General features: G+C 62.7%; 9 protein-coding genes. 2 read left to right on the top strand and 7 right to left on the bottom strand.

Annotated elements, in window-relative coordinates; translation table 11 throughout:
- Window positions 1-264: 264 nt before the first annotated feature.
- From VI08_RS06615 to VI08_RS06605, 3 genes are read right to left on the bottom strand one after another with little or no spacing between them, the layout of a single operon-like run.
- Window positions 265-1,971 (bottom strand): LeoA/HP0731 family dynamin-like GTPase, encoded by a 1,707-nt coding sequence (locus tag VI08_RS06615; RefSeq protein WP_045828774.1) that lies wholly within the window; start codon window positions 1,969-1,971, stop codon window positions 265-267.
- A complete protein-coding gene (locus VI08_RS06610) occupies window positions 1,971-4,199 on the bottom strand; it encodes a hypothetical protein (RefSeq protein WP_045828773.1) in 2,229 nt (742 codons plus the stop codon). Before VI08_RS06610 ends, VI08_RS06615 begins: the two co-directional genes overlap by 1 nt.
- Window positions 4,200-4,240: 41 nt before the next feature.
- Window positions 4,241-5,188 (bottom strand): helix-turn-helix transcriptional regulator, encoded by a 948-nt coding sequence (locus tag VI08_RS06605; protein ID WP_045828772.1) that lies wholly within the window; start codon window positions 5,186-5,188, stop codon window positions 4,241-4,243.
- Between the two features lie 321 nt (window positions 5,189-5,509).
- On the opposite strand from VI08_RS06605, the gene VI08_RS06600 reads away from it, so the two are divergent.
- The gene (locus VI08_RS06600; RefSeq protein ID WP_045828771.1) at window positions 5,510-5,722 is read left to right on the top strand and encodes a hypothetical protein; all 213 of its coding nucleotides are present in this window, start codon (window positions 5,510-5,512) and stop codon (window positions 5,720-5,722) included.
- A gap of 85 nt (window positions 5,723-5,807) precedes the next feature.
- Window positions 5,808-6,035 carry a hypothetical protein gene (locus tag VI08_RS06595; protein ID WP_045828770.1) on the top strand — a complete coding sequence of 76 codons (228 nt, stop codon included), beginning with the start codon at window positions 5,808-5,810 and terminating at the stop codon, window positions 6,033-6,035.
- A gap of 34 nt (window positions 6,036-6,069) precedes the next feature.
- On the opposite strand, the gene VI08_RS06590 is transcribed toward VI08_RS06595, so the two are convergent.
- The 4 genes from VI08_RS06590 to VI08_RS06575 all read right to left on the bottom strand — a co-directional run bounded on the left by VI08_RS06590 (window position 6,070) and on the right by VI08_RS06575 (window position 14,731).
- Complete coding sequence (locus VI08_RS06590) at window positions 6,070-7,152, bottom strand: PA0069 family radical SAM protein (protein ID WP_232309485.1); 1,083 nt, start codon at window positions 7,150-7,152, stop codon at window positions 6,070-6,072.
- Window positions 7,153-7,218: 66 nt separating this feature from the next.
- The gene (locus VI08_RS06585) at window positions 7,219-9,063 is read right to left on the bottom strand and encodes a glycoside hydrolase family 2 protein (RefSeq protein ID WP_052697724.1); all 1,845 of its coding nucleotides are present in this window, start codon (window positions 9,061-9,063) and stop codon (window positions 7,219-7,221) included.
- A 10-nt stretch (window positions 9,064-9,073) separates the two neighbouring features.
- Complete coding sequence (locus VI08_RS06580) at window positions 9,074-11,440, bottom strand: GH92 family glycosyl hydrolase (protein WP_045828769.1); 2,367 nt, start codon at window positions 11,438-11,440, stop codon at window positions 9,074-9,076.
- A gap of 81 nt (window positions 11,441-11,521) precedes the next feature.
- On the bottom strand, window positions 11,522-14,731 hold the full coding sequence (locus VI08_RS06575) for a TonB-dependent receptor (RefSeq protein WP_045828768.1): 3,210 nt from the start codon (window positions 14,729-14,731) through the stop codon (window positions 11,522-11,524).
- Window positions 14,732-15,894: the final 1,163 nt, after the last annotated feature.

Genomic DNA, 15,894 nt, shown 5'->3' with positions numbered 1-15,894 from the left:
CGCCTTCCCAGCGTGTCCGCACGCTTGGATCAGATGAAGTTGCATCGTCCGCTGGCTGTGCGGGGATGCCATCCGTTTTATCAGGGGCTATCGTCAGGTTCGCGTATAACGCCTTTCCTTCCAGCGCGATCGTGCCGCTCCGAAGCCTTTGGCCTTGATTAGTAGCACGAGGCCCCGTGCCCGGGGCTTCGTTTCGTCGCACGGCAGGCGTCTTTGTCGCTGTTGGGGTGTACGGTAGCGGACCAGTTGCGTCAGCCGGTGGCGTTAGCCAACAACGACCGAAAACTCGCCCTCGATAAACTCGCCGGCTACCCGCCACTGGTGGAACTGACGACGCAAGTCTTCCTGCCTGGCGATGGCTGCCGCCACTTCAGCAATACCGGCCTGAAGTTGTGCGTACTCGGGGAAGAATCGCTCGATAAAATAGTCGTCATTGACCAATTCCATAAGATCCTTGCGCTGGCCTTCGAAGTTCCCAACCATTTTGACCTTCGCGGACTCGAATTCCTTCTGGCGTTGAATTCGCTCGTAGCTATCCCAAGCCTCAAGGGCCAGCCCCAGACCGGCTAGCGCACCATTGACGCCCTTTGCCAGATTCACCGCGCCCCAGGGTTTGAACTTCAGGGCCTTGCTCAAGTCCATGCCAAGCGTCTTCGCGATACCGACCACGCCATCGCGCGCAGCGAGGATGCTGGTGTTGTTGATGAGGTTGCCCTTCACCAGGTAATTGACGCCCTGCTTGCCAAACTTGAGCACCGAGTCGTTGAAGTAGCTGACCTCGGAATCAAAGCTGAGCCGCATGCGCCCGAGCTCCTGCGCGACCCCATTGAGCTGGCGGTCGAATTCGTTCTGAAGGCGGGTCGTGACGATGATGCCTTCGGCACCGATCTCACGCTCAAAGAACTCAGGGAACGTTTCGAGTGTCAGGCCCTGCGTCCGGAGGATGAGATCCGAGAAGTAGCGAACAATGAATTCACGCAAAGCCGTGCGTGCCTCAGAGAGCTGGCTACCGGCGCCAGCCAGCTGACTCGTCAGCGTTCGATGACCGTCCTTTAGCTTTTCCAGCTCAGCGCCCAGCCGGTCGTCATTCTCCTTGGCCACCGGGAGTTCCTTGTGGAGGATATCCCGGATGACACTCTTCCGCGCCTGGTCGACGAGCACCATGGCCCCGCCGTTGTCCTTTATCTTCGCCAGCGTAGCGGCCTGTAGGCTGCTGATATGCGAGAGCGACTTGAACTGCTCAAGGTTCGCCAACCAGTGCTCGGTACCAAGGTCAAACGGGTTGGCCGCGACCGCTACGATGCACGTGTCGGCGACCTCCTGGGCGTTCATGTCCAGCGCATCGCGGAGCCGATCCTGCACGTTCGCGCGCTTCACCTTCAGGCTTTCCTGATAGCTACCCTCGTCCTCGACGTCGGCAACCTCATCGAATCGACTCAGCACGAAGACCGTTCGCGGAAGCAGATCAAGGGTGCGGAAAAGCCAGTGAAGTTCGTCCCTGTGGCTCTCCTTGATCGGATTCGTCGAGTTCATGACGTACAAAACCAGGTGCGCTTCGCTCACGTACTTCCGGGTGATGTCCTTGTACTTCTCGACAGCCTGGAGATCGGCGTCATTTCGCTCCTTGAACCCGAAGAGCCCCGGCGTATCGATCAACAACAGGTCATCCTCGACCTGGTAGACAGAGATCTCGTTGGAAGACTCCTGCTGGCTGATGCGCATGCTGGCCTTGTCCAAGCGCTCCATCCACGCCGCCGCGATCGACGTCTTACCCTCTGAAAAGCCGCCGATGAGTGCGATCTTCAGCTTGCTGTCGGAGAGGGTCTGGCTAGCATGGTCCAGCTTGGCGGAAAGGGAGGGATCGATTGGCACGCCAAGATCTGACCCTTGTCGGATGAATTGTTCGAGCTTGCCGAGCAGGTCGAGGGCGTGGGCCTGTTTGGCCTGGAACAGTTCTAGTGTCGACTCCATCAGATAGCGTCCTGGGTTTCGAGGGTAGTAGAGAGGCGCTTGAGGTACAGCCTAGCGCTATCTAACGCGCTGGCGACCTGCCGTGCCTGACGCACGGGCGCTTGAAGTAGGTCATGGATCATCCTGGCGTTTTCTTCGAGACCAGGCATCGCTTCCTTGAGGCTCGCCCTCAATGAAGTGCGAATTTCAGCGCAGATACTGGCCAGGTTTTCGTCAGCCGCTTTGCGTTGCTGGCCCTTCTTATAGTCGTCATTGAAGAATGACCATACCGACTTGATGAGACTCGCTACGAGCGACGCGATGCTGATGGACATAATGATCCAGCCAGCCGGATTCCAAATGAGCAGGCCACCGCTCACCAGGCTTCCGAGTATTCCGTAATAGTTGATCCCATTGTCGATGTTCACATTGAGCGAGAATGTGCTCTCAGTCCGCACTCGGCGCAGGTGTTCGTAGCTGGCGAGCAACGCGCCAACATGCTCCGCGAACCGTTCGACAACCGTCTTAACGTGCTCCTGGAAGAGCACCACTTCCTCGTCCAGCTTCACCGGCAGCCTCTCCTGCAGGGCCCCCTGCTCGGCTGCCAAGATCTCGCGCAGGCATTCCTCGAAGGCGTCGTTGCTGACGTTGCGGTCAATAACCTTGTAGATCTTCCTTCTGACCTCATTCTCGAACTCATGCACCGCCTGCTCGCCACGATTCTCAAGACGGCTCTTCAGGCCAGTCACTGCGATGTCGAGCTGCCTTCCGGAGTTCCTGGCTTTCGCGGCAAGCTCGTCGGCTAACGGAGTGAACTCTGCCTTGTTCATCTGTTCGATCTCAGTACCTACGTCCCTGAGCGTCGAAGCTACCTTGTGAATGTTCGCCAGACGGATTTTCTCCTCCTGGCCCGCGATCATCTCACCGGTCACGCGTCGCCGAAATGAGTCGATCCCTGACTTTTCAAGAAGCTCCAGGGCGGAGAACGCGCCCAGGAACTTGTCACGGATGCTGGCGTTCGTGGACCTCGGGACAATGCAGTCAGCCACCGCGAGGTACGCTGGGAGTGCACTCAGGGTTATCTCACCCTGATAGTTCCGGCCCAGTTGCTCCACCATCCTGGCGTTGAGGTCGGCAAGACCCCCTTCATCGTCGGCCGTAAGCAGTCCGGTCTTCTTGAGCGCCATCGGGTTAGTCACGCGCTTATTGAAGATAGTCCACACCTCAGTCTGGTAGCCGAGGTGGGCCTTGATCTTCTCAAGCGTGCCAGGACGCCCGGTTTCTCCCGTCTGCGGCGGCGCGGCCTTGGCGGTAACGTAGAAGACGGCATGTGCTGACGCCATCGCCTCATTGATCTCGTCACCGACCCGGGCCTCGTCACCTTCGATGCCCGGAACATCCAGCATAATGAAGGTCTGGTCGCCCGCCGTGAACGTATATTCACCGGTCTTGCGGGTGAAGTCGGACCTGCCATCGCCAATGATCTGTCCATCCTCGAAAGCGGCGAGTTCGGCCAGGTTGCCCAATGCCGCGTCGCGATACTTCGAGGCACTTTCGCGTGCGAGCTGCGCTTCGGCCTCGTGATCACGAAGACGCTGCATAACCCCATTGTGCCGAGATGGGAGCTCTGTGTGCCGCGCCTTCAGTTCGCGCAGTTCACGCTCCTCGGGCCATTCACGGAACAGGTGCATGATGCGCCCGAACCAGCTGACTGCCTTGGCTCGCGCATCGATCGCCGACTGGGCCGTGGCGATATGCTCGTCGATCGCCGCGACTTGCTCTGCGTGGATCACCGTTTGGGCGAGCGCTTCGGCAGCAACCTCGTCGAGCTGTAGCCGAGCTGCCTCTACCCGCGCCTCCGCTTCCTGAAGGTCCGATTCGCTCAGCCCGAGCTGCTGCTGCAGCTTCATGAATGCGGCGCGCTGTTCCTTCTTCGTTCTTTCTCCAAGGAGGATGCGGAGGCACTCGATCAAGGTAGACTTGCCGGCGTTTGTCTCGCCATAGAAGGCGAGCGTGAAATCCTTCGTCCGGGAATGCTTGCGCAGCCACTCGACGTCGTCGGTAAGCTTGCCCGCGATTGACTCGAGCATGGCCTTTGCGGCTTCCTGCTTCTTGCCCAGTGCTCCATCGGTCGTCTCCTGACTGACCGTGTCGACCAGCCCGTGGATCTGCGCAAGGATCGCCGGATAAATCGTATCTGCCAGGTCAACCGTGCCGTCGTTGAGAGCATCTGTGGTCATCTGGCCCATCGTTCCTTGGTCATATTCAGTGCTCGTTGACAGTTGCAGACTCAGGCCGCGTCGTACTGCGCGAGGCTGGCTCTCAGGTCCGCTGCGAACTCCTCGCGAAGTGCCGCGGGCTCCCGCACTTCGACCCGGCTGCCGAATGCCTTGAGCCACCAGCGAAGGGTTTGGTCCAGTTCCACGGTGGCCGTGACCTCGATTCGCCCGGTCCCAGCAAGGTCCACCAAGCGCTGATCTTTAGAGAGCGCTGTCTCACGGAGATGGTCCGCGGCATCGGGCGTGAAGTGCGCAACGAGGCGCACAGGCCCTTCCGATTCGTACTTCATGGCCGGCCTGACATAATCCGTGAAATCGAACCCGACGGGCATCACGCTGCGCTCAGGCGAGACCTTCGTAGCCGACAGCCGGTGCAGTGCAAGTTGGCGGATATCGCCGTAGTCGAACAGCGTGCAGACGAGATACTGCACTGGTCCGCGAACGATCAGGCCAAGCGGATGAATCGTCGTTTCGCGGGCCTCCGTCGCGCCCTTGGAGCGATAGGAGGCCATCAGCTGGCGGCGCGAGAGCAGCGCCTCGTGCACATCGTTCAGCACCCCGGGCGCGATCGATGGAGGGAGCAACGACAGTGACGTCGGTACGACCGCGGTGCGTCGGTGCCAGTCACTCCAGTCGCCATGCGCAAGCTCCTGGTCGGCCAGGTCGAACAGAGGAATGAGTTCCGCTAGCACGGAGCTCGGCAGTAGTGTCCGCAGATGGGCCTGCGCAAGCAGAAGTGCCACGCCCTGGGATGCGCTCAGCCTTGGAGTGAACTGGAAGTTCGCATCCCTCGCCCAGCACCAGCCGAATGGCTTGCTGGATTCGTCCGCGAGCAGGGGAAAACGACCCGAAAGGACCTGAAGATCCCTTTCGATGGTTCGCCTGCTTACTTCAATACCCTGTCTGGCCAAAGCCTTGCGCAACTCGGACGCCGTGGTCCAGGTCGGTGCGCGCGGCATGAGGCGCAAAAGACTCCATTGGCGCCAGACCGTGTCCTTTGTGGCAGCACTCACAACTATCGCCCCCTGAGGCTCTCGATGCTCTCCATGATGCATCGATGTGCGACGCAGTATGTCGCATCGAAATGCAAAATGGGATGGGACGGAGCGCCTGTCACGGCAAGGATGCCGACCCGGCTTCACGACGCGGCGTGAAATTTATTTGCGTTTTGGGAGTATTGATATGTTCAAGTTTATCGGCGCCACTGTGGTGTACGGCTTTGCCTTCTTCGGCCTGTGCACTTATCTGTCGTCCGTCAATAATTCGACGGATGCACTGTGATGGTATGGGGCAAGGTGCATAGCTGGACGTTCGAGTGCCTTGATTGCGAGTGGCGGACGACCACGATGCCGGCGGGAGACATGCTTCTCCGAGGCGTCACGCATTTCGACACCTGCCCCGCGTGCAGCGGCGAGAACCTGATGCGCCGTGAGGCGACGGATCTGGAGCGCCTGATCGAGCGCATTCTTCCCGCAAAGCGCGGGGCGCGTTAATCGCGGCGCCTCCAGGCATTGGGGTATTGCCTGCGATCTGGCGGGTGTGATTTCATTTTCTGAGTGGCATAGGGAGGGCACGTCGATGTTCGTGGCAGGGGATGGGTATTCGCGGGCCGTTAAAGAGCTGCTCGCGTCCGACCAACCGCTCGACGTGGCGATTGCGTTCTGGGGCAAGGGTGCGGAGGCGAAGGCCTTGAGCAAGGGCAACGCACCGCGCTGTATCATCTGGAACGTGGCCAGCGTATCCCAAGCCCGATGCAGCCCGGCTTTGCGCGAAGCCAAGCGCGCATATGCAAAAGCGTCTTACTAGCCGCAGACGCTCGCTGTAGCCGTAAGCTTTAGATTTAGAACAGCTCCCCTTGTGGCGAATGCACCCGCGGCGGGACGAAACGCGACGTATCCAGCACCGTATCCCATGCCCGATGCAGCCCTGCCTTTCTTGAAGCCACCTGCACCCGCTTCCGGATAATGTCCGCGAAAATCCCCTGCCCCCGCATGCGTGTGGCGAAGTTGCTGTCGTAGTCCTTCCCACCATTCATCTGCTGGATGAGGCTGATGATGTGCGCCGCCTTGTCGGGGTAGTGGATATCCAGCCACTCCCGGAACAGCTGCTTTAGCTCATGCGGCAGCCGGATGCACGTGTAGCCAATCGAATTCGCCCCATCCGCCGCGGCACGCTCGATGATCCCCTCCACGTCCTTCTCGTTCAGTGCAGGAATGATCGGTGCAACCAATACGCCCACGGGAATACCGGCATCACGCAATGCCTTCACCGCCTGCAGCCGGCGATGCGGCGCCGACGCACGCGGCTCCAGCTTCGAGGCGAGCTTGTTGTCGAGCGAGTTGATGGAGATGAACACCTGCACCAGGTTCCGCTCGGCCATGGGCGCAAGGATGTCGATGTCGCGTTCGATCAGCGCGTTCTTGGTGACGATGGTGCAAGGGTGGTGGCACTCGTTGAGCAGCGCCAGCGCGGCACGGGTGAGCCGCCACTTCTTTTCGATCGGCTGGTAGGGGTCCGTGTTGCTGCCGATGTTGATCGGCTTGCAGGTGTAGTTCTTCTTCACCAGCTCGTCGCGCAACACGTCGGCCAGGTTGGTCTTGGCGAAGAGCTTGGTCTCGAAGTCGAGGCCGGCCGATAGGTTCAGGTAGCCGTGCGAGGGGCGTGCGTAGCAGTAAATGCACCCGTGCTCGCAGCCCCGGTAGGGGTTGATGGCCTGGTCGAAGCCGATGTCAGGCGAGTCGTTACGCGAGACGACGCTGCGGGCGATTTCCTCGCGAACGCTGGTGGCGGGGCGGCGGTCGTCATCCTCGCGGTACCAGCCATCGTCCTCGGCCTGGTACCGCGTGGATTCGAAGCGGCCCTCCGGGTTGGAGGCGGCGCCGCGGCCTTTGTGCAGGCGGGTCATGGGGATGGGTTCGGACATGCGTACAAATGTACGCCAATCCGGTCTCAGGGGCTACGACACCCCTGCCCATCCCTGCCGAAGCGCTTACGGCGTCTCGAAAGCCTTGATGGTGGCCTCGTTGATCGCCTTCACCTTGGCTTCGTCCACCTTCTCGACCTGGCGATCGTAGGTGTACAGGCCGTTGTGCTCGCCTTCCACGTCGGTGATCTGCGTATAGACGCTGCCCGACATGCCCACGGCCGGGCCCTTGTCGCGCAGCACGGCGGTGTTGGCCACGTAGCCCGCGTTGAGCGCCGCGGCGTCCTTCACGTCGCCGTAGGGGTTGATGGCGGTGTTCGGCCACACGTGGCCGGCCACGCCCAGGGTCAGGCCGCCATGTTCGCCATCCATGGAGGCGCGGGTGGCGTCGGGGCTCGGCAGGCCGGGGCCCTGGTAGTCGTGCACGTCGATGATGTCGCCGGCATGCACGTCGCCCTTGGTGTCGCAGCAGTTGTAACCGCTACGCGCGTTGACGATGCGGCTCGGGTCCACCTTCTTGATCAGCGTCGAGAGCTCGCCGGCGGCCGGGATGCTCCACTGGCCCCAGCCTTCGTTGAAGGGGATCCAGCCGATGATCGACGTGGTGCCCTTCAGCTGCTGCACGATGGCGGTGACATCCTTGCGGAAGCGCGCCTTGTCGGCCTCGCTGATCTTGTCGTTGTGGCCGTTGGGCATGGCGGGCATGTCCTGCCACACCATGAGGCCGATGCGGTCGGCCCAGTAGTACCAGCGTGCCGGCTCCACCTTGATGTGCTTGCGGATGGTGTTGAAGCCGAAATCCTTGGTCTTCTGGATATCGAACTTCAGCGCGTCATCGGTGGGCGCGGTGTGGATGCCGTCGGGCCAGTAGCCCTGGTCTAGCGTGGCGAGCAGGAACGTCGGCTTGCCGTTGAGCACGATGCGATTGAACTTGCCCACCTTCTTGATCGCGATGGTGCGCAGGCCGGCGTAGCTTTCCACCTCATCCTTCTTGCCGCCCTGGTCGAGGGTGGCCTTGAAGGTGTAGAGGAAGGGGTCGGTGGGGCTCCACAGGTGCGGCTGCTGCACGGCAAGGCGCAGCGGCTTGCCTACCGGCCCGTTGGCCTCGCCCACCTGCTTGCCATCGGCATACGCCACGACGTGCAGCGTGCCGCCCTTGGCGGCGCCATCGACCTTCGCGTTGACGGTGAAGGCATCGAGCGACGCCGCCGGCGTGAACTCGAGCTGGGCGAGGCTGGCGGCGGGCACGGGCTCGAGCCACACCGATTGCCAGATACCCGAGGCCGGGGTGTAGAAGATGCCCTCGGGCTTCAGGCGCTGCTTGCCCACCATGATGTTTTCGCCATCGACCGGCGCATGCACGGCCACGACGATTTCCTGCTGGCCCTGCGGCTTCAGCGCCGCGGTGATGTCCGCGCCGAACGAGGTGTAGCTGCCCTGGTGCTTCGCCACCTGCTTGCCGTTGACGTACACGGTGGCGTCGTCGGCCACGGCGCCGAAGTTGAGGCGCACGTGCTGGCCATTGGCCGTGTAGTCAGCGGGGATATCCACCATGCGCCGGTAGACCATGTAGTCGCTGTGCTTCTGCACGCCGGAGAGCACGGACTCGATCGGGTAAGGCACCAGCACCTTTTCGCTGAGCGCCTTGCCGAACGTGGGCGCGGCGGCCTTGTCGGCACCGGCGAATTCCCAAAGCCCGTTGAGGCTCATCCAGCGCGGCTGGGCCGCCGAGGGGCGCGCGAGCTGCGGGCGCGGGTATTCGGGCAGCGCGTTCTTCGGGTCCACCTTGGTGGTCCAGGGCGTGGCCAGCACGGCGGGCTTGCCGCTCCACGTGGCGGGCTGGTCGGCGGCGGTGGCCGTCGCCGTGGCGCCCAGGGCGAGCGCGGCGGCGAGGAGGGTGTATCGCATCATCCGTTTGTCCTTAGTTCTTGGCCGTCGTCATCGACGGCGGTGCATCGTGCGGATCGCTGCCCCACGTCTTGTTGGGCTTCGGGCCCATCGTGAGCACCAGCGTCGCGCCATTCACGACATCTGCGTGGCTGAACCAGGGCTTGGTCCAGGGCTTGCCGTTGAGGGTCGCAGACTGGATGTACTTGTTCGTGTCCGAATTGTTGCGCGCGACGATCTCGAGCACCTTGCCGTTGCCGAGCGTCAGGCGCACGCGATCGAACAGCGGGCTGCCGAGGATGTATTCGGGGCGCGACGGGTCGACGGGGTAGAAACCCATGGCGCTGAGCACATACCACGACGAGGTGGAGCCCTGGTCATCCATGCCCGGGTAGCCGTAGCCCGTGCTATCGCTGCCGTACATCTCGGCGAGGATGCGGCGGGTGAGTTCCTGCGTCTTCCACGGCTCGCCGCTCCATGCATACAGGTAGGCCGCCTGCTGGTCGGGCTGGTTACCCTGCACGTACTGGCCGATAAGCCCCGTGCAATCGCGGCAGATGCCCTTGGGCGCATAAGGCGTGGAGAAGAACGCATCGAGCTTGGCGTTGAACTTGTCGCGGCCGCCTAGCAGGTCCATCAGGCCCTGCACGTCGTGCGGCACCAGCCACAGCGTCGACCAGCCCGAGCCTTCCTTCATCATGAAGTTGTAGTACGGCTCGCCCGGATCGAACGGCGAGATCCACTTGCCGTCGGCCGTGCGGCCGCGCATGAAGCCCACGGAAGGGTCGAACACGTTGCGGTAGTTGGCGGCGCGCTTCTCGAACATCGCGGCGTCGTCGGTCTTGCCCAGGCGGCGGGCGAAGTCGGCCAGCGCATGGTCGTCCCACGCGTATTCCAGCGTGGTGGCCACGCCTGCTTTCCCACCGGCGTGCGGCGGGCTCGGGTTCCCGTCGGGGATCTCGTCGGAGATCCAGCCCTGCTTGTCGTACTCGGCAAGGTAACCGCGCGGGCCCTTCGGGTCGGTGGCGTTCTTGCGCAGGTACTCGTACGCGGCGTTGTAATCGAAATCGATGCCACGCTGCCACGCACCGTCGTACATGAACACGGCATGGTCGCCGTGGAACGAGGTGTTCATGTAACCGCGTTCGCGCGCCCGGTCGAGCTCGGAACGCATGATGTCCTGCACCACCGTCGGCTGCATCAGCATCAGCAACGCAATCTGGTTGCGGCCGGTATCCCAGTACGGCACGGGGCCATAGTGGTCGTAATCCGCGACCTTGTCCTGGCCTTGCGAATCCGTGTAGTGCTCACCCTTGCGGGCGATCATGCGTGGGCTGGCGAACGAGTGGTAAAGCGTCGAGTAGAACAGCATGCGCTGCTTCGCCGTGCCGCCTTCCACCTGCACGCGGCTGAATAGCTCGGCCCACTTCTCGCGCGCCTTCGCATGCACGCGGTCAAAGTCGGTGTCGCTGTCCTGGGCCTTCAGGCGCTGGTCGGCTTCTTCGGCGCTGTGGCCATGCGCGATGCGCACGACGACCTGCTCGCCGGCCTTGGTGTCGAAGGTGAGGTACGCGCCGGCATAGTCGCCGGAGATCTTGCGGCGGCCGGCCTGTACGTCTTCGCGGCCCAGGCCCTCGCCCTTCATCATCACTTCGCTGTGGAACGTGCCGAAGCTGGTGAACGGGCGCGAGAACTCGGCGACGAAGTACGGGCCATCGGTATCGCGATCGCGCTTGCCGCTCGCAGCCTGGCCGCGCACGGTGTGGTCGTCCACCACTTCCACGTCCCCGCCCGCGCGGCGCAGGTTGATGACGACGTTGGAGCGGTGGCTCTGCGGGAAGGTGAACCGCATGAGGCTCGTCCATTGCGTCGCCGTGAGTTCCGCCTTGGTGTGGAACGTGGCGAGATCAACGGCGTAGTAACCCGGCGAGGCTTTTTCGGTCTTCTTGTCGTAGTACGACGTCAGGTAATCGGGCGGTACGGTCCAGTCACCGACGATGGGTGCCACGATCGGTGCGCCGCGCGCGCCGTACGTGGAGCCACCACCGCTGAAGCCGATCATGGCGGGGCGGTTGTAGTCGTAGGCGACGGGCACGCCGGTCGCGAAACCGAGGTCGGCGTTGATGTTGACGGGCGCGGCTTCGGTCGCGCTCTGCGGCAGGCTCGCGCCTGGCGTGGTCATGCCGGTGTAGACGGGCTCACCGGGCGGCGGCGCATTGCCGATCAGTTCCTGCTTGTCCAGCGGTGCCGTGCCGACAAGCGGGTTGGCGATTTCGACCGGTGCGGTCGACGGCGAGGATTTGGCGTGCTTTGCCTGGTCCGCAGCGGCGGCACCCAGGGTGAGCATCGATAGCGCGATGAAGAGCGCGCGGCGCGTGTGACGAGCCGGGGGGATGGTCATGTGCTTTCCTTCGACGGAGCGGGGATTCATCCGTTGAAATGGAAAGGGGCCGGGCAGTCCATCTGCCCGGCCCCTCGAGTGTTACTCCTTGTCGCTGTCGCCACCGAACTTGTAGGTGATGCCAACGTAGTACTGGCGGCCCGGGTACATCAGCTCGACCAGGCGTGCGCGGGTATCGCCACCGAGGTAGGTGTGCGGGCGTGCCTTGTTGAAGTTGATGATCGAGGCCGTGACCATGAAGTGCTTGTTGAACTCATAGTCACCGTTCAGGTCGATCTGCTTGTACGGCTGCGCGTAGATCGGCAGGCCGGTGGCCAGGCCCTGCATGGTGCGGCCGGTCCAGTTGTCGCTGGCACGCAGCAGCAGGCCGTTCTTTTCATAGAACAGCGACACGTTGGCGGCGTACTTCGCGCTACCGATCAGCTCGGCCTTGCCGACCTGTGTATCGCCCAGCGAGACCGCGGTTTCGTTGGTCTTGTTGAGCGTGTAGTTGACGATGTAGCCGAAGCCCATGTCCCAGGTGTGCTGCGCGTAGATTTCCACGCCCTTCGACGTACCGGAGCGGCCGTTGGCGTTGGTGCTGTACTGCAGGAAGTTCGTCGGGGTGCCGGCAACATCGACGTTGATGTTGTTGACGGTGACCGGGACGACGAAGTTCTTCACCTTCTTCTTGAACAGGTCGACGCCGACCACGCCGTGCGGTGCGTAGTACCACTCACCGGCCAGGTCGAACTGCGTGGCCGTGAACGGCTTCAGGTCGGCGTTGGCACCGGAACCGTACCAGCCCGGCAGGGGTGCGCCGAACTGCTTGCGGTCGTTGTAGTACTCCTGCGTGTTGTTGGTCAGCTGGCCCAGCTGGGCCAGGTCGGTGTAGTTCGCGCGGGCCAGGGCCTGCGAGCCGGCGGCACGCAGGACGAAGCTGTCGGCGATGGTCCACGCGACGTTGAAGCTCGGCAGGAACTTGTTGTAGCGCTTGGTCGTCGTCGAGTTCGAGAAGTTCTCGACCACCGACACTTCGCGCGGCAGGTACTGGAAATCGCCCGGGGCGCACGCACCACCACCCGCATTCACGCCCGAGGCCGGGCAGATGAGGATGTTGCCGGCCGCGTCGTGGTAGTACGTGGCGTTGTTGGTGGTGATCTGGTTAGCGACCGTGAGGTCCTGCTTCGTGGTGACGAAGCGGACGCCGACGTTACCGCGCACCGTGCCGGTGTCGAAGTTGGCCTGCACGTAGGCCGCGGCGATCTTCTCGCCGATCGACGACTTGTTCTGCGGCTTGTTGTAGAGGACGCGGTCGTACGTGTCGTTCAGGTGGTTGTAGTAGGCCGGGAAGTTGATCGCCGGGAAGATATCGTCGCCGTACGCGTGGTTCACGCCGTCGATGTAGTTCGGCAGCAGGAAGCCCGGGGGCAGCTGGCCGGCGTTTGGATCGCAGGTCTGGAACTGCGACTGCGTGCCCTTGCAGTACCAGCGCACTTCGTTGCTCTGCTGTTCGGCGTTGGCATCGGTGTACTTGCCACCGAACTGGATCGACTGCAGCCAGCCGTTATCGAACATCCAGGTGAAGTCGGCCTGCGCGAAGTTCTGCGAGTTCGTGGTGTTGACCATGTTCGAACCGGTGGAACCCAGGTCGACCTGGCCCGCGCCGGCGAGCATGTTGTTCAGCACTTCCTGCTCGGCGCTGATGCCCGGCTTGCCGGTGTTGCCATTGCCGGTCGTGGTCCACGACGCACCGTTGCTGCCGTTCACCCACTGGCCGTTGACGAAGTTACGCGGCTTGGCGGCCATGCCCAGTTCGATCGACGGGCCACCCTTGGCCCACGTGCGGCCGACGTTGAACGTACCGCTGAGCGCGCCACCGGTATCCCATTCACCTTCAAGGTTGAGGGTCTGCGACGTGGCCTTCTCGACGGAGTAGTTGCCGTTGAGCCAGGGGATTTCCGTGTTGCAGACATCCACCGCCTGGCGCGCCGCGCCAGTGACCGGGTTGGTCTGCGAGTTACAGCCGACGCCGGCGGGCGGCAGCACGTAGTTCGCGCCGGTGACGATCGTGCCCGACTTGTCGAACGTGAGGCCGTTCGGTGCGAGCAGGCGGCCGTTCTGGTCGGCGTAGTTGCTGTTGTTCGGCAGGCCCCACTCGGGGATCTCGAGCGTGTTGGTGATCTGGGTCTGCTGGCGTTCGAAGCGGAAGTAGTTACCCGTCAGCAGGAAGTGGTCGCTCGGCTTGAACTGCATCGTCGCCTGGGCGCCCTTGGTCTTCAGGGTCAGGTCGTTCTGGCTCGTGGCGAACTGCTGCGGCATCCAGTAGCCGTTGTACTGGCGGCCGGCCTGGTCGACCACGCCATTGCCCCACAGGTCGATGTTGTTGTTGATCGCAGGGCCGTACGGGTTGCCGTGGACATCCACCGGCGCCTGGGTGCAGGTGTCGTGGTCCTTGCAATCGTCCGACCACCAATGCCAGCTGGTCGCGTCAGCCTGGTACGTCTTCGCCTGGCGCTTCTGGTACGAGCCGCCGACGAGGAAACCGAACGTCTCGTCCTTGTTCTTCCACGAATACAGCGCGGAGACCTGGGGTTCGGTCTTGCTGCTGTTATCGGAGCTGGCGGCCGTGCCGGAGACGAAGCCTTCGTTGGCGGCCATCTCGAGCGGGCGGCGCGTGCGCAGGTCGACGTTGCCGCCGATGCCGCCTTCGTCCAGGCGGGCCTCAAGGCTCTTGTAGAGCTTGATGTCCGAGAACATGTTGGCGGGGAACAGGGTGTAGTTGAACGAACGCGTGAGGCCGGCCGAGGTATCGGCCGAGGCAACGTAGTTGCCGTTCAACTGGGTGTAGGTGAGTTCCGGGGCCAGGCCGCGGATGCTGACGGTCTTGCCTTCGCCCGATTCACGGCTGATGACCACGCCGGGCACGTGCGCCAGCGCGTCGGCGATGTTCTTCGCCGGGAACTGCGCGATGTTCTGCGCGTTGATCACTTCGACGATGGAGTTCGCGTCGCGCTTGTCCTGCACGTTCTGGTCGATCGACTGGCGGTAGCTCGTGACGACCACCGTATCCAGGTTGATGGGCGTCTGGTCGCCGCTCTTCTGGCGCTGGGCGCGCTTGGTCTTGTCGGCCTGCGAGTTACCCGCGTCGCTGGTGTCCTGCGGCGTCGCCTGGGCGTTGGTGGTGGCAGGCGCGGCGGTCTGCGCGAAGGCGGCGGTGGGCATGCCCACGACGCCCGCGAGCGACAGGGTCGCGGTGGCAAGCGCTGCGCATAGTGGCTTGCGCTTGAAGAACTGGGTCGAACGATTCATCTGTGTCATCTCCCTCAATGATTTTTTAAGGCCCCCTCGCGGGCCCCGGAACCCGGCGATCCCCCGTATGACCGCCGTTGCAAGAAGCGCGATTTATTACGTCACGCGTCCTCCTCTCCTGGAACTTGGATCGATCTAAATTTGCGACGACCAACAGCGCCCTGGCCGTTGGCAACGGAACTTCCAGGTCGATCGGACGCGCTACTGCAAAGGTTCGTGGCTTGCGGCCACGCGGAAAGAGCCGACGATCGGTGCGATGAAATGACGGACAGATTCTGGATACATGTCGCGACTTCCCCATCCCCATGGTTGGCCTGCGAGGCCCGGCGGTGCTTTCCCCGGCCGGCCCCCACACCCCTCCAAGTTGGCTTTCAACTTGGATCGATCTAATTCCCCGGTGACAAATTAAGACCTTGTTACCGCGGCGTGTCACGCTGCGATGCAAAAAGCCGTTTGGCCTGCCTCTTTTCCGCCTTGTTCAACAAGCACTTACGAAAAGTGGAGTTGTGAAGATCAAAGGTTGCCAAGGCCGCTTTTTGCACACTTGCGGGGCGTCGCCGATGAAAAGTTCCTTCGCGCGTTTCCGGGGTCGGCCGCTGTGTCGCACCTCAACGTCGGTTCATTCGCTTATGCGAATGCATGGGTCTAGCGGCATGCGCCGCCTCTAGCTGGTGGCACTTCGCGATTCGGTGGCGGGCGGGCCCCTGGGTCCGCCAGTCGCGGACCTTCGGACCGGGCCGTAGCTCCGCTCTCGCTACTACGTTGCGCTACGCGGCCCTCCACTCATGTCGGCCCCAGGGGCCCACCCGCCACCGATTCCAATCGCCCGGTTCCATGGGGCACAAGCAACTTCTGATGAGGTGTGCAACGAACGGTGGGTCGGGGCGCTGCTGTGGTCAGCGCTGACCACTTGCCAGGCGTGCTCGCAGGCATAGGCCCTTCCAGGTAACAGCAACCCGTCTAAGGCTCGCGCACGCACGAACGCGAACGCCCCGTGCGCTGCGTGCACAAGGGCGGGGCTGGACGAGCGTGGCGCCCTGCCGTACTGGCTTTTGCCACACGAAACGGGGCGTAGCGACTCGGGGGTGGGCAGGCCCTTGGCGCCGACATGAGCGGAGGGCCGCCCAGTGCATCGGTTGTCGCGAAAGCGGCGCTACGGCCCG

Origin of the sequence: Luteibacter yeojuensis, from assembly GCF_000964085.1 — a bacterium.
Classification (GTDB): domain Bacteria; phylum Pseudomonadota; class Gammaproteobacteria; order Xanthomonadales; family Rhodanobacteraceae; genus Luteibacter; species Luteibacter yeojuensis_A.
The sequence above is the reverse complement of the archived record's forward strand: the minus strand, read 5'-3'. Positions and strand labels throughout refer to the sequence as shown.

Excerpts from the sequence above, each read along its gene's own strand:
- VI08_RS06615 (WP_045828774.1), bottom strand. The coding sequence starts at position 1,971 with ATGGAGTCGACACTAGAACTGTTCCAGGCCAAACAGGCCCACGCCCTC.
- VI08_RS06610 (WP_045828773.1), bottom strand. The coding sequence starts at position 4,199 with ATGGGCCAGATGACCACAGATGCTCTCAACGACGGCACGGTTGACCTG.
- VI08_RS06605 (WP_045828772.1), bottom strand. The coding sequence starts at position 5,188 with ATGCCGCGCGCACCGACCTGGACCACGGCGTCCGAGTTGCGCAAGGCT.
- VI08_RS06600 (WP_045828771.1), top strand. The coding sequence starts at position 5,510 with ATGGTATGGGGCAAGGTGCATAGCTGGACGTTCGAGTGCCTTGATTGC.
- VI08_RS06595 (WP_045828770.1), top strand. The coding sequence starts at position 5,808 with ATGTTCGTGGCAGGGGATGGGTATTCGCGGGCCGTTAAAGAGCTGCTC.
- VI08_RS06590 (WP_232309485.1), bottom strand. The coding sequence starts at position 7,152 with ATGTCCGAACCCATCCCCATGACCCGCCTGCACAAAGGCCGCGGCGCC.
- VI08_RS06585 (WP_052697724.1), bottom strand. The coding sequence starts at position 9,063 with ATGATGCGATACACCCTCCTCGCCGCCGCGCTCGCCCTGGGCGCCACG.
- VI08_RS06580 (WP_045828769.1), bottom strand. The coding sequence starts at position 11,440 with ATGACCATCCCCCCGGCTCGTCACACGCGCCGCGCGCTCTTCATCGCG.
- VI08_RS06575 (WP_045828768.1), bottom strand. The coding sequence starts at position 14,731 with ATGAATCGTTCGACCCAGTTCTTCAAGCGCAAGCCACTATGCGCAGCG.